Below are 13,822 nucleotides of genomic sequence, written 5' to 3' on the forward strand. Positions count from 1 at the left end.
CCGGCTCATCCCTCACCACGGCGCGGGGTGTCGAACGGCTCGGCGGCGGCTGGACCTTCCTCGACCTGACCCCGTCTGGCCGGTGAGGGGCAGGACCTAGGCTGCCAGGGGTGACGCCCGGTCAGCTTGGTGAGATCCTCGGCCTGCCGCCGACCCCGCGAGGGACGTGGGCCGATGAGGCGCTGTACGTCTCCTCGGCCGCGCTGCGCCGTGAGCGGCCTCCCGGGGAGCTGGCGGCGCGGTTGCGCGCGCTGCCCGGGATCGCGGACGTCCGGGTGTCCGGCGGGGGGCTCCTGGAGATCGTGGTGTCCGTGCCCGGGGAGCTGGTGACGGAGATCGGCCCGGCCGCCCCCGTCGCCCCGGCCGCTCCGATCGCCTCGAACGTCCGGAACGCCGCGGGCGTCTCGGGCGGCCGGGACGTCGAGGGCGGCTCGGGTGCTCGGGGGGTCTCCGGTGATCGGCTTTTGGTGGGGGCGTCGCCGTGGGCCGACTTCCCCCGCACCTGGCGCAACCCCGGGTTCGTCGTACGGTACGCCCACTGGCGTGCGGTCGCCGTACAGCGCTGGGCCGCGGAGCTGGGCGTCGGAGGGGAGTTCCGGCCGGAGCTGCTGGACGGCCCTCGGGATCGGGCGGTGCTCAGGCTGCTGGCCGAGGTGCACGGCAGGCGGCGGAGCCGGGAGCCGGGGTGGGCGGCCTACGCCGGGCGGCTCGCCCTGGCCTACCACGACGCGTTCGAGGGGGCTCCCGCGCTGCCGAAGGGGGAGGAGGGGCCGACGGCGCTCCACGCCGCCCGGGTACGGCTGGCGGGGGCCGTACGGGACGTGCTGGCCGAGACGCTGGCGGTATTTGGCGAGACGGCACCCGACAGGTTGTGATAAACCCTGAAAAATAGAATATTTGGGAGGGCGTGTGAGCGATCCGCTGGGCTGGGGGGCCGGTGGGTCACGGCGGCCCGGGGTCGTCCGGCGGGCGCTGCCGACGGCCGTCGCCTTCCTGGTCGTCCTCTGCGGCCTGGCCTATCTCCGCGGTGATCTCCAAGAGCTGATCGGGACCGCGCCCGGCTCCCCCCGCTCGGCCGCGGCCACGCACCCGCTCTACCGGGGCACCGGCCTGATCGACGCCCGCTGCGACACCCTGCCGGACAACTCCGAGGCCGATGTCAGAAGGACGCTGAACGCCCTCTCGCGCTGCCTGGACCGCATGTGGGCCACCACGCTGAAGGAGGCCGGCGTCGGCTACGAGCCACCCGGTGAGGTACGGCTGGTCGCCGACCCGGGGGAGGCCGCCTGCGGGATCGACGACTACGACTGGGCCGGGATCTACTGTCCCGACCGGCGCGTGGTCAACGTGCTGGTCGAGGAGGACCGGTCCTTTCCCATGATGTTCACGCTCGCCCACGAGTACGCCCACCACGTCCAGGAGATCGGCGGGATGGCCGGGGAGCGGGGTTCCGAGGTCTTCGACGAGGCGTGGTCGCGCCGGCTCGAACTGCAGGCCGACTGCCTGGCCGCGGTGACGCTGCGGACGGTCGAGCCACGTGTCCTGGAGAACCAGCGTCTGCTGGCCGAGGGCGAGAGTGACGCCGTGGACGACCAGGCGGAGGGCTACCGGCGGTCGCACGGCTCGGGGACCAGCAGCGCCGCGTGGATAACCCGTGGGGAGAGCGGCGGGACGATGGCGGCCTGCAACACCTGGAGCGCCCCGCCGGACGAGGTGTCCTGACCGTCCCGCCGGATATCCCCGGATACCCGGGATATCCCGCGCGTCGCGCGGGACCGTTCGCCGACCCGCGGGTCCTGACTGCCGGATCAGCATAAAACGTAAAAATATCCTGACAAGGATGCCAATAGCGCGAAAAAGGCATGTGTTTTCGGAGGAGTGCGTCTCGGTCCGTGGTCATCCGTCCCATGGGGATCAGCGGGTCCGATAGCCTCGATAGGGTGAGTCGCTTCGCCCACCCCGCCGGTGACCGGCACGCCGAAGTGCTGCCCGAGGATCGCCCTCCGCACGCACCTGCCGACCTGAACACGCTCGACCCCGCCATCTGGCCGCGAACGTCGAACCGCGTCGACGGTTCGATCACGATCGGCGGCGTGGACGTCAGGGATCTGGTCCGGGAGCACGGCACCCCGCTCTACGTCGTGGACGAGGAGGACTTCCGCTCCCGCTGCCGCGACTACCGGGAGGCGTTCGCCGACGGCGAGGTCCACTACGCGGGCAAGGCGTTCCTCTGCCGCGAGGTCGCCCGCTGGGTCATGGGGGAGGGCCTCGGCCTCGACGTCTGCAGCGCGGGCGAGCTCGCCGTCGCGCTGAGCGTCGGCTTCCCGCCCGAGCGGATCACCTTGCACGGCAACAACAAGTCGCTCGCCGAGCTGGAGAAGGCCGTCGAGATCGGCGTCGGGCACATCGTGGCCGACTCCTTCGAGGAGATCGCCCGGCTGGGCCTCCTCGCCGACAGGCACGGCAGGCGGCCCCGGGTCATGATCCGGGTGACCGTGGGGGTGGAGGCGCACACCCACGAGTTCATCGCCACCGCCCACGACGACCAGAAGTTCGGCTTCTCGCTGAGCAGCGGCGCCGCGGCCGAGGCGGCCCGGCGCATCATCGCGCTGCCCCAGCTCCAGCTCGTCGGCCTGCACTCCCACATCGGCTCCCAGATCACCGACACCGCCGGGTTCGAGGTGGCCGCCCGCCGCCTGGCCACCCTCCTGGTGCAGATCAAGCGGGAGCACGGCGTCGCCCTGCCCGAGCTCGACCTCGGTGGCGGTTACGGCATCCCCTACGTCGAGGGCGACACCGCCCCCGAGGTGAAGGAGATCGCCGACAGCCTGCGGGAGATCGTGGTGAACGTGGCAGCCTCCGCCGGCCTGCCGGTGCCCAGGCTCACCGTCGAGCCCGGCCGTTCCATCGCGGGGCCGGCCGGTGTGACGCTCTACGAGGTCGGCACGGTCAAGGACGTCGAAGGACTGCGGACCTACGTCAGCGTCGACGGCGGCATGAGCGACAACATCCGCACGGCACTCTACGGCGCGGAGTACACCGCGCGGCTGGCCTCGCGGGAGAGCGCGGCCGGGCCGATGCTCTCGCGCCTGGTCGGCAAGCACTGCGAGAGCGGCGACATGGTCATCCGTGACCTGTGGCTCCCGCGTGACCTGGCCGTCGGCGACCTGATCGCCGTCGCGGGCACCGGCGCCTACTGCCGTTCGCTCGCCAGCAACTACAACTACCTCCCCAAGCCCGCCGTGGTCGCGGTCAAGGCCGGGGAGTCCCGGGTGATCGTCCGCCGTGAGACCGAGGACGACCTGCTGAGAGGGCAAGCGTGAAACGACCTGGAGTGCCGTACCGCCGGACGGGCGGAGCGGCCGGGGCGGCCCAAGAGGCCGGCCGCGGAACCAACAAGACGGGGAGCGCGACCACATGGCACTGAGAGTCGCCCTTCTCGGGTGCGGCGTCGTCGGTTCCCAGGTGATCCGGCTGATGCGTGAGCAGGCCGGCGACCTCGCCGCGCGCGTCGGCGCGCCGCTGGAGCTCGCCGGTGTCGCCGTGCGGCGGCCGGCGCGCCGCCGGGACACCGAGGTGGACCCGGCCCTGATCACCACCGACGCCGAATCGCTGGTCACCCGGGACGACGTGGACATCGTCGTCGAGGTGATCGGCGGCATCGAGCCCGCCAGGTCGCTCATCCTGTCCGCGATGAGCGGCGGCAAGTCGGTCGTCACGGCCAACAAGGCACTGCTCGCCGAGGACGGCGCGACCATCCACGCCGCCGCCAGGGCCAACAACGCCGACCTGTACTTCGAGGCGGCCGTGGCGGGCGCGATCCCGCTGATCCGGCCGCTGCGCGAGTCGCTGGCCGGGGATCACGTGCACCGGGTGCTCGGCATCGTCAACGGCACCACGAACTACATTCTCGACAAGATGGACTCCAGCGGCGCGTCCTTCTCCGACGCGCTGGAGGAGGCCCAGGCCCTGGGCTACGCCGAGGCCGACCCCACGGCCGACGTGGAGGGCTTCGACGCCGCGGCCAAGGCCGCGATCCTGGCCGGGATAGCGTTCCACAGCCGGGTGACCGCCGCCGACGTGCACCGCGAGGGCATCACCGAGATCACCGCGACGGACGTGGCCGGCGCCAAGGCCATGGGCTACGTCATCAAGCTGCTGGCGATCTGCGCCCGCTCCGAGGACGGCCGTTCCTTCGGGGTCCGGGTGCACCCGGCCATGATCCCCAGGACGCACCCGCTGGCGGGGGTCCGCGAGGCGTACAACGCGGTCTTCGTGGAGGCCCGCTCCGCCGGGCAGCTCATGTTCTACGGCGCCGGCGCCGGTGGAGCCCCGACCGCGAGCGCGGTGCTGGGCGACATCGTGGCCGTGGGGCGCAACCTGCTGGCGAGGACGCGGGGGCCGGAGGAGTCCACCTACGCCGACCTCAGCGTGCACCCGATGGGCGAGACCGTCACGCGCTACCACGTCTCCCTGGACGTCGCCGACAAGCCGGGCGTGCTCGCCCGGGTCGCCGACATGTTCGCCAAGCAGGACGTGTCCATCCAGACCGTCCGGCAGGAGGGGCACGGCGACGACGCCCAGCTCGTGCTGGTCACCCACCGGGCCACCGACGCCGCCCTCTCGGCCACCATCGAGGGCCTGCGGGAGATGGACATCGTCCGTGACGTGGTGAGCGTCATGCGCGTCGAGGGCGAGGACGTTCCATAGGTGGCGGCCCACAGGCAGGGGTCTCTTGAGCCTCATCCCACCCCACCCGGCCCGTCCGCCGGGTGGGCGTCCCCCGTCTCCACCGGAACGACCAGGGGCCAAGATCGGCTCCGCCGGCGGTGAAGCGCATGTGCGGCGACGGAGGGGAAACCGGCCTTCCCGCGGCATCCCGCGCCCTCGATGACTCCGGTGAGTGATCGAGAGTGAACGCCGGAGTCATGTTCGAGGTGCGATCGGAAGGGGGGCCGTGGCCTCGATATTCTTCCCTGGTGCCCGCGCAGCCGACTTCCGTCTCCCCGGCCCCTCTCGCGACTCCCGAGGGTTTCCTCCGATCGGCGCCGGAGAGAACCGCCGATCTGGCCTGGACGGGCCAGGAGTGGCTGGCGGCCTGTGAACCGCTCGGTGACCGGCTGGACGCCGCCGAGGTCGCCCGGCTCAGACCGCTACGTGCCCTGACCGTCCGGTGGCCCTCCCGCGAGGTCCCCGCCCACCTGGTCACCGCCCTCGCCGCGGCCGGGGTGCCGCTGCACGCGGCACCCTCCCCGGACTGGGTGGAACCCGGACTGGCCCGCCTGCTCGCGGCCTGGACACCCGAGGAGGGGGACGGCGGGCTCCGGTCGGTGGTCGGTCTGCGCCGGGAGGAGCACAGCGTACGGCTGCGCCGCCACGGCCTCAGGGCGGTGACCGGGAGGACCTGTGCGGCCACGCCCACGGTGAGCGTGGTGATGTCCAGCATGCGACCGCACCTGCTGGGCTCGGCGCTCACCCAGATCGCCCGGCAGCGGCGGGTGGAGGTGGAGGTCCTGCTGGGCCTGCACGGCGTCGCCGCGGACCACCCGGAGGTACGGCGGGCCGTGGGGGAGAGCGGCCTGCCGATCACCGTGGTCGAGGCCGACGCGGTCACCCCCTTCGGGGACGTGCTCAACCTGGCCGCGTCCAAGGCGGGCGGCGCGTACGTCGCCAAGTGGGACGACGACGACTGGTACGGCCCAGAGCACCTGGCCGACCTTCTCCTCGCCAGGTCCTACGCCGGCGCCGACATCGTGGGCGTCGCGGCCGAGTTCTTCTACCTGGAGCCGCTGAACGTCACGATCCGCCGTACCGACTACACCAGCGAGGTCTGGTCCGACCACGTGGCCGGGGGCACCATCCTGGTCGACCGGTCCCGGTTCGCCGATCTCGGCGGGTTTCCCGGGCTGCCGCGCGGCGTCGACGCCGGGTTCCTGAAGGCCGCGCACGCCGCGGGGGCGCGTGTCTACCGCACCCACGGGCTCGGCTACGTGCTCCGCCGTACGGTGAGCACCGAGCACACCTGGCGGCTCCCGCTCGCCCACTTCCTGCGTGTCGCGTCGAACCAGTGGCACGGCTTCCGGCCGAGCCTGATCCTGGAGGCCCCGTGATCCCGAGGATCTCCGGCAACGACTACCGGAGCCTCACCCCCGCCGAACTCGGCGCCTGGACGCCGTCGCTGCGGGTCAGCGTGGTCGTCCCCGCCTACGGCGGCCAGGACAAACTCGACCTGGTGCTGGCGGGGCTGGCCGGTCAGACCTACCCCGCGGGCCTGACCGAGGTCGTCGTGGTGGACAACGGCAGCGAACCCCCGCTGCGCCTGCCCGACCTCCGGCCGCCCGGCACCCGGCTGGTCGCCTGCGCGACCCCCGGCCGGGCGCACGCCCGCAACGCGGGGCTCCGGGCCGCCACCGGCGACGTGATCCACTGGCTGGACTCCGACGTGGTGCTGGACCGCCGATCGGTCGAGGCGCACATGCGCTGGCACCACGCGGCGCCCTACCTCGCGGTGACCGGTTACCTGCGGTTCACCCCGGCCCCGCCGCCCACCCCGGAGGCGGTGGCCGCCGCCGCCGACCTGGCCGACCTCTTCGAACCCGCCGAGCCGCACGCCTGGCTGGTGGACCTGATCGAGCGGACCGGCGGCCTCACCGGCAACCCGCCCCGCCCCTTCAGCCTGCACGTGGGCGGCGCCACCTCGGTCAACGCCGCGCTGCTCGCCCAGGCCGGTCCAATGGACACCGACCTCGTCCTCGGCCAGGACACCGAGATGGGCTACCGGCTCGCCCAGGCGGGCGCGGTCTTCGTACCCGAGCCGCTGGCCCGCGCCTTCCACCTGGGACCCACCATGCGGATGCGGGACAAGGCGCCGATCGACCGGGTCAGCCACGCCTTCGTGGCCGACCGGATCCCGGCCTACCGCTGGCTCCGGTCCCACCCGGCCAGGCAGTGGAAGGTGCCCTACCTGGAGGTGGTGGTCGAATCCGCGTGCGACCCCGGCGAGAACGGTCCCGGACACGAGGAGGTCCGCGGTGAGGGCGGTCCCGGATACGAGGAGGTCCGCGCGACCGTGGACGCCGTGCTCGCCGGTACCGTACCCGACGTCGTGGTCACCGTCCCCGGCCCGTGGGACCGCCTCCGGGCCGACGACCGCGCGCCGCTGGCCAGCCCGGACCTGGCCGCGGTGCTGATCCGGGGCCACTACGCCCACGAGCCCCGGGTGCGGTTCACCCTCGCCTCGCCTCCACCGGCCGTGCCGGCCGTGCCGTACCCGGCCGATGACGGAGGGGGCCCGGAGCCCTGGGCCGGGGTGCCCTACCGGCTCCGGCTGCCCCCGGGGTGGGTCCCGGACGAGGACAGCCTCGCGCGCCTGCTCGATCTGGCCGGGGAAGAGGGGTACGGCCTGGTGTCGGTGCTGCTGGCAGAGGGGCCGGGCACGACGATCGTCGCGGCCCGGCTGGAGCGCACCGCGGCGTTCGCCCGCGCCGCGATCGTGCGCGCGGAGGGGGAGTGCCTCGACGACGCCGTCGAGGACACCTTCGGGACGGTCTGGGTGGACGGGGAGACCTACGGGTTCCTGCCCGAGGCCCGGCCGCTCACCGGCCGCCGCAGCGCCTACCGGTCCAGAGTCGAGGCGCGGGCCGAGGTGGCCCGTCTCGCCGGGGAGACCGTGCGGCTCACCGGGGAGGTCGAGCGGCTCCGCGGCCAGGTGACCCGGTGGCGCGAGGAGGCGGGCAGCTGGCGTAAGAGCGCGGTCGAGATGCGCCGCGAGGTCGGTGGCCTGCGCAAGGAGCTGGCCGCCGCCAGAAAGGTCGTCCAGTACGGCCTGCTCTCCTCCGTCAAACGGGTGATCACCCGCCGCCGATAGACGAGAACCCCGGGTGAGTGCCGAGGGTGGTTCCGGCGTCCTCCTGATGCCGGGAAGATCCCGGCGGGAATGGATCAGCCCGGCGTGGGCCAGGCCGCCAGGCCGCCGGCGCCGACATCGGTTCGGCGCCGGTGGCGGGCGAGGCGTCGCAGGTTGGCCTCCGCTTCGCGGATGGACACGTTCACCACCTCTGTCCGGGCTCGGCCGTCGTATGGGAGACCACGTTGGAGGGATCGCCCAGCCACACACGCTGCCGACCGTCCGTGGTGACGGTGAGCCCGAACTTCTCATGCCCCGGACGCCCCCGCTCGTCCCACCAGCGGTGAGCGGCCTCGACCTCGTCCCACAGGCTGCGCGGCCCGCCCTGGTAGACCCGCGAGTCCGCGGAGCCGTCCTCACGGAAGAAAGTCGCCGCCCACGACAGGTCAGTCAGCCCGAACAACCACATCGCCAGCCTCCCGTACGGATCCCGCCCCGAGGTATACACACAATCGGGCACCAGCAGGCCGGTCATGAAATCGGCGGCGGCGAAGTCGGCGTCGTCCGGCAGTACAGCCGGGGAGGTAAGCGCGGTCACCGACTCGCGGGTGTCTGCCGGCCAGCCGTCATCGGGAATGTAGTCGCTCTGCTCCGGCCACTCCAGGCGCTCGGAGCGCACCTGCATGAATCGGGCGGGTACGGTGAAACGTCCGCTCGCGGCGCCGTCGTCGGCCACGACCAGGCGCACGATGGCGTCTTGGTCGGTATAGCGGGTTCCCCACGGCATTACCAGCACGGCGCCGGGCCGGCACTGGTCGATCCAGGCCCGAGGGACCTCGCGGACGGCGGCGGTCACCAGAATCCGGTCGTAGGGTGCCCGGTCCGGCCAGCCGAGCAGGCCGTCGCCGGTGACGACTTCCGGATGCCACCCGGCAGCGGCCAGCGTCTTGCGCGCCTGATCAGCCACCGCTTCGTCGATCTCGACCGAGACGACGTCGCGCTCGCCCAGGCGGGCCGACAGTAGGCCCGCGCACCAGCCCGTGCCCGTGCCGACCTCCAGCACCTTCGCGCCGTCGAACACCGACAGATCCCGGAACATCGAGAAGACCACACTGGGCATCGAACTGGAGCTGGTCGGCAACGTACCGCGCGTGGCCCCGGAATGGGGGCCGTCGTCCCACTGAGTGACGATGGGCGCGTCGCTGTCGGCCCAGCGGCGCCACTCGGCGAAATCGCCTACCGCAGAGACGGCGGAATCCCGGCCCTCGACCGAGGGCCACATCATCTCGGGCAGAAAAAGTGCCCGGGGAACCGCGTCATACGCCTGCACCCAATCAGGGGTCATCACGCCGGTCTCCAGCAGGAGATCACGCAGCGTTCGCCGCTCCGGTGCCCCGTCGGTCACTTCGACTTCGGCTTCTCATGCTTGCCCGAGTCCTTACCGCTGTCGGACTCCGGTTTCGTCTTCCCGGGAACCGTGAACGGCTGCAGCGGCGGCTCGGGCTTGCCCGAGTGGTCTCCCATGCGTCTTCCTTCCCTCGCCGGTCTCCTGACGCGGAGCGTTCGCCCGTAAGCGTAGAGTCCGGAAAGCGAGTCTGGTAGACGTTTCCGCGATGGATTCACGCATCGCCGATCCCCGTCGAGGGGCCGCTGTGTCCTGCGCCGACCCACCCGCCGTGATCGCCCGCGTTCCGGGCCACATGCCGGTATCCGGCCGAGCTGCTCGCCGAGCCCGCGCGCCGGCTGAGGGCTCCAGGGGGAAGGCGATGAGCTTCCTGTTGCGGTATGACGGCTTGTGGTGAGACCTCTTCCACCGAAAGCTCCACGCCTGTTTCAGGGGTATCGCGATCCATCCCGGTTCATGTCTGCCGACGTCGCTTTGAAGGCATCGAATCGCAACCGCCCTTATTGATCTTGCTGAGATCGCCTCAGTGAATTCCTTCCTCTGGGAACCAGGGTTCCTCAGAGATCAGGTGTCCAACAAACCGGGTTAACTCCACTCGACTCGACAGCTTTTGGGCAGGAAGAAAGTCTTTTTTCGGGTGATTGGAAATCAGGAATCGCGGCCTGACCGAATTAGCCATAAGGATGCCAGGCAAAACCAAAGAGGTCAGTCATTCTCGCGCCACCATGCAGACCTTATTTACATGCTGTGATTGCAGTACTAAACTTCCAAAAAATGTGATATATGACTTGTAACACAAGCCCATGTATGACACTTTGGAGACAGTCATCATCTGACGATGAGACTTCTCTCCGACAATGGATGCCCTGGCAGTGGTTATTACTGTGTTCTGTGGAGCATGGAGAAGTCCTGTCCATCTGTCCCATACAAGATCTCAGCGAGGAAATCGCATGGAAGGTACGGGCAGTCATGAAAAATTGTGCACTCCTGCCATGGGATGCAGTGCGGTCGACAGTGCGGAAATCTTTGGCGATCTTCCGGCGACCGTCCGCTTCGAACTCGAACCCGCCAGGCGTTTCATCGGCAATGCCGTGCAGGAGTACCAGAGATGTCTGGACAGCCGTAACGGCGACGGAGTTCCCACGCACCTGCCGCGCGCCTCGGCTCTCTTATTTGGGCAGCCGGACGGCGCCGAGATAACTATCGGAGACATCGAATTCGTGACAAATGTTCGCGACAGCGATGAGAGTGTCATGGCCGAATTTGAAGAGACGATCGCCCCACAGTTCGGCAATGTGTACAGGAATCCAGGGCGGGGGTTCTGGTGCGACAAAAAAGGTGTGCTGCAAGCGATCAAGAAACAGTCCGCCAAGGGCTTGGAGCTCATGGGGTCCATACATTCGCATCCGAACTGGCATGAAATCGGTCCACCGCATGAGCGATACCAGAAGCTCAGCGAAAATCCGACAAGGATAGATGAATACCTCTTCGGCCAGACATGCTGGCCAGTGAACGTGATCTGGTATATCTGCGGCGGCGGTGGCAGAATGGCGCACCGGGTAGCGGGATGGAGGTCTAGTTTGGGGCAATGCGAAAGCCTTGACATACGGATTCCGCTGGCGATCCGCGACGAATTTGACGTAGAATCGCCGCCCCAGCGATAGGTGTGGCGTTGGCGGAACGAAAACAAAAGGTCCTATCTAGGAGAATGAGATATGCCTGAGGTCTCGCAGGATGCCAGAAAGGGTCTTCCGGTGCCCGTGGTGACCATCAAACTCCCCGCAGCCTTCCATGTGCTGACCGGCGGCCAGCGGCAGATTCCTGTCGAGGGCGACAGCATCCGTGAGGTACTCGTTGGTCTTGACCGATCCTGCCCAGGTCTACTTGAACGGATCATGGGTCCAGAAGGGTCTGTCAGGCGCTACGTCAATGTCTATCGGAACGACAGCGACATCAGGGACCTCAATGGCCTCGAAACGAAAGTGGAGAACCAAGATGTTGTGTGGATAGTCCCGGCGGTAGCGGGGGGCAGCAGAATGGCACGAGCCTAGGAGTCAGGATGTCGGACATTCTCCCCCCGGAATTCTTCACCCATCCCGGGCCGTCTCCGCACGCGGCAACTGCAGAACTCAGGGCCAAATGCCCGGTTCACCGGATCAATATCCCCCCCGGCGCCCAGGCGTACGCGGTCCTCGGGAACAGAGTCGTCGAGCAGGCGTTCGGCGACTCGCGCCTGACCAAGCAGGTCGAGAACCTGCCCGACCCGTACCGGGACAAGGCCGCAGACAACAGCCTCCTCGTGATCGGCAACCTGGGGTTCGCCGACCCGCCCAAGCACACCCGGCTGAAAAGGCCCATCAGCCGGGCCTTCCTGCCCGGAACCGTCGCGCGACTCCGCCCGCGCATCCAGGACATCGTCGACGATCTCATCGACGCCTTCCCCGAGTCGGGTGAGATCGACCTGCTGAGTGCTTTCGCTCTGCCGCTGCCGCTCATCACCATCTGCGAGTACCTCGGGATACCTGTTGAGGACAGGCCGCTGTTCCAGGAATGGAGTTACGTCCTTAGCCAGGATCCGTTGCAGCACCCCGAAGCGGACCTGAAGAGGGCGAGCAGAGAGTTTCGGGGCTACTTCACCGAACTGGTGGCCGAGCGTCGCACCTACCTGCGGAATGACCTGCTGAGCGAGCTCATCAGAGCCAGGGACGCGGACGTTTTAAGCGAGGACGAGCTGCTGTCAACGATCCTCCTGCTGATCATCGCCGGGCACAAAACGGTTGCCAACATGGTGGGAAACGGAACGGCGTTGTTGCTCCGCCATCCCGGGCAGCTCGCAATGCTCCGCACCAACCCCGAACTGACTCCCTCGGCGATCGAAGAGATTCTGCGCTACGAGGGGTCCGCCGCCTGGGCCTCGCTGCGGGTCGCGGCGGAGGACATGCAACTCAGTGGGGTGGACATACCCAAGGGGAGCTTCGTGCACCTGTCGCTGTCCAGCGCGGGGCACGATCCCCAGGTATACGACGATCCGGAACGCTTCGACATTACCCGGTCGCCAAACCGCCACCTGTCCTTCGGCCATGGCACGCACTTTTGCATCGGCGCTCCGCTGGCCCGGCTCCAGGGCGAGATAGCGTTCATGACGCTGCTGCGCCGACTGCCGCAATTCGAGCTCGCGGTGGCTCCGGAGGAGATCGTCTGGATCTCCGACAGCTCGCTCAGCCGGGGCCTTGAAGCCCTTCCCCTACGACTGCGGGGGCGACTGCCGCGATGACGGGTCTGCGGAAGGACGTCACGCGGGACGTGTGGTTCGAGTCGTCGGAGTCTCTTGGAAGCGAGGAAGGATGACTGGGGAAACGGGCGGCCCGAGCATCGCCGTGGTGGGAGTCGGCGGAGTCGGCGGCTACCTCGGCGGCCGGCTCGCCGCCGCCGGGCACGACGTGCGGTTTCTTGCCCGCGGAGGAAATCTCGCCGCGCTCAGGCGAACGGGATTGCACGTCACCAATGGGTCAAGCGGTTGGTCCGTATCGGACCTGTGGGCGTCGGACGGCCCGCAGGACATCGGCGAGGTCGACTACGTGCTCCTCTGCGTCAAGACTCCGCAGTTGCCGGTGGCCATCGACGCACTGGACCTGATGGTCGGCGAGAACACCGCCGTGCTCACTGTGCAGAACGGGGTGGAGGCCCCCGAGCAAGTCGCGGCTGAAATCGGCCGCGGCCGGGTGCTCCCCGGCACTGTCAGGGTCGTCGCAACGCTGGCCGGTCCTGGCGAGGTGAGGCACGTGGGCGGCTCCGCCGCACTGGGCTTCGCCGAGTGGGACGGCAGCGTGTCCGATCGGGTCAAGCGGCTACGCGAGGTGTTCCGTGACGCCTCGATGACAGCGACGGAGCCGAGCGACGTCTGGGTCGACCTCTGGGCGAAGTTCCTCTTACTGGTGCCGATCGGCAGCCTCGGAGCCGCCACCGACGGGGCGACCATCGGCGAACTGCGGTCGCGCCCCGGCACCAGGCGAATGCTGATCGCCGGCATGCGGGAAATCCACGAGACCGGTGTCGCGCTCGGAATCGCGCTGCCGGAGGATGCCGTGGACACAGCGATAGGGCTCATGGACCGGCAGCAGCCCGACGTGACCTCCTCGTTGCAACGGGACATCCTGGCGGGGAAGCCGTCGGAACTCCAAGCATGGACCGGAGCCGCGGTCCGCCTCGCCGACCGGGCGGGCCGGACCGCGCCGGTCCACGAAATGCTCTACGAGTTGCTCGACACACGCGTATCGCGGACGGCGACGAATGAGTGAAGCCCGTGGATCGGGGCCTCGTGGAGTCGATCAACGCGGTGGCTACAGCATGCGCTCACCACCGACGGTCCCTGCGAGGACCTCGGCACCGCGCAATTCGCCCCTGTCCTTCTCTGCGCCAGCGCGATTCCACCACCGCCGAGGTCGTCCTTAGCTCTTTGGGCGAGGCCAGCAAGCCATGGCGATGGATCACTGACATCGGATCACATCCCTTCATCATCACGAGGAGTCTGTGGCGGTGAACGTAGAGTTGGCAGGACGTGGCACGCTGCA

At 69.1% G+C, this 13,822-nt stretch carries 12 protein-coding genes; 10 read left to right on the forward strand and 2 right to left on the reverse strand.

Going from position 1 to position 13,822, the window contains the following annotated elements:
* Positions 1-110 precede the first annotated feature (110 nt).
* The 6 genes from ABZ194_RS17560 (at position 111) to ABZ194_RS17585 (ending at position 7,867) form a co-directional block, all read left to right on the forward strand.
* Positions 111-875 (forward strand): anticodon-binding protein, encoded by a 765-nt coding sequence (locus tag ABZ194_RS17560; RefSeq protein ID WP_355597348.1) that lies wholly within the window; start codon positions 111-113, stop codon positions 873-875.
* A 34-nt stretch (positions 876-909) separates the two neighbouring features.
* Entirely contained in the window at positions 910-1,722 is an 813-nt protein-coding gene (locus tag ABZ194_RS17565) for a neutral zinc metallopeptidase (protein ID WP_355597350.1), read from the forward strand.
* A gap of 218 nt (positions 1,723-1,940) precedes the next feature.
* On the forward strand, positions 1,941-3,323 hold the full coding sequence (gene lysA / locus ABZ194_RS17570; protein WP_355597352.1) for a diaminopimelate decarboxylase: 1,383 nt from the start codon (positions 1,941-1,943) through the stop codon (positions 3,321-3,323).
* Between the two features lie 94 nt (positions 3,324-3,417).
* Positions 3,418-4,710, forward strand: a complete 1,293-nt coding sequence (locus ABZ194_RS17575) for a homoserine dehydrogenase (protein ID WP_355597354.1) — start codon at positions 3,418-3,420, stop codon at positions 4,708-4,710.
* A gap of 269 nt (positions 4,711-4,979) precedes the next feature.
* Positions 4,980-6,110: a glycosyltransferase family 2 protein gene (locus tag ABZ194_RS17580; RefSeq protein ID WP_355597356.1), complete on the forward strand. Its 1,131-nt coding sequence runs from the start codon at positions 4,980-4,982 to the stop codon at positions 6,108-6,110.
* On the forward strand, positions 6,107-7,867 hold the full coding sequence (locus ABZ194_RS17585; protein ID WP_355597358.1) for a glycosyltransferase: 1,761 nt from the start codon (positions 6,107-6,109) through the stop codon (positions 7,865-7,867). Before ABZ194_RS17580 ends, ABZ194_RS17585 begins: the two co-directional genes overlap by 4 nt.
* A 181-nt stretch (positions 7,868-8,048) precedes the next feature.
* Here ABZ194_RS17585 and ABZ194_RS17590 read toward each other — a convergent pair whose 3' ends face one another.
* Entirely contained in the window at positions 8,049-9,251 is a 1,203-nt protein-coding gene (locus ABZ194_RS17590; protein ID WP_355597360.1) for a methyltransferase domain-containing protein, read from the reverse strand.
* A complete protein-coding gene (locus ABZ194_RS17595) occupies positions 9,248-9,370 on the reverse strand; it encodes a hypothetical protein (protein WP_355597362.1) in 123 nt (40 codons plus the stop codon). Before ABZ194_RS17595 ends, ABZ194_RS17590 begins: the two co-directional genes overlap by 4 nt.
* A gap of 831 nt (positions 9,371-10,201) precedes the next feature.
* On the opposite strand from ABZ194_RS17595, the gene ABZ194_RS17600 reads away from it, so the two are divergent.
* The 4 genes from ABZ194_RS17600 to ABZ194_RS17615 all read left to right on the forward strand — a co-directional run bounded on the left by ABZ194_RS17600 (position 10,202) and on the right by ABZ194_RS17615 (position 13,549).
* Positions 10,202-10,915, forward strand: coding sequence for a hypothetical protein (locus ABZ194_RS17600; protein WP_355597364.1), 714 nt, complete (start codon positions 10,202-10,204; stop codon positions 10,913-10,915).
* Between the two features lie 51 nt (positions 10,916-10,966).
* A complete protein-coding gene (locus ABZ194_RS17605; protein WP_355597366.1) occupies positions 10,967-11,302 on the forward strand; it encodes a MoaD/ThiS family protein in 336 nt (111 codons plus the stop codon).
* Between the two features lie 8 nt (positions 11,303-11,310).
* Positions 11,311-12,525: a cytochrome P450 gene (locus tag ABZ194_RS17610; protein WP_355597368.1), complete on the forward strand. Its 1,215-nt coding sequence runs from the start codon at positions 11,311-11,313 to the stop codon at positions 12,523-12,525.
* Between the two features lie 70 nt (positions 12,526-12,595).
* The gene (locus ABZ194_RS17615) at positions 12,596-13,549 is read left to right on the forward strand and encodes a 2-dehydropantoate 2-reductase (RefSeq protein ID WP_355597370.1); all 954 of its coding nucleotides are present in this window, start codon (positions 12,596-12,598) and stop codon (positions 13,547-13,549) included.
* Positions 13,550-13,822: the final 273 nt, after the last annotated feature.

It is taken from the genome of Streptosporangium sp. NPDC006007 (assembly GCF_040614315.1).
In the GTDB taxonomy this organism is placed as follows: domain Bacteria; phylum Actinomycetota; class Actinomycetes; order Streptosporangiales; family Streptosporangiaceae; genus Streptosporangium.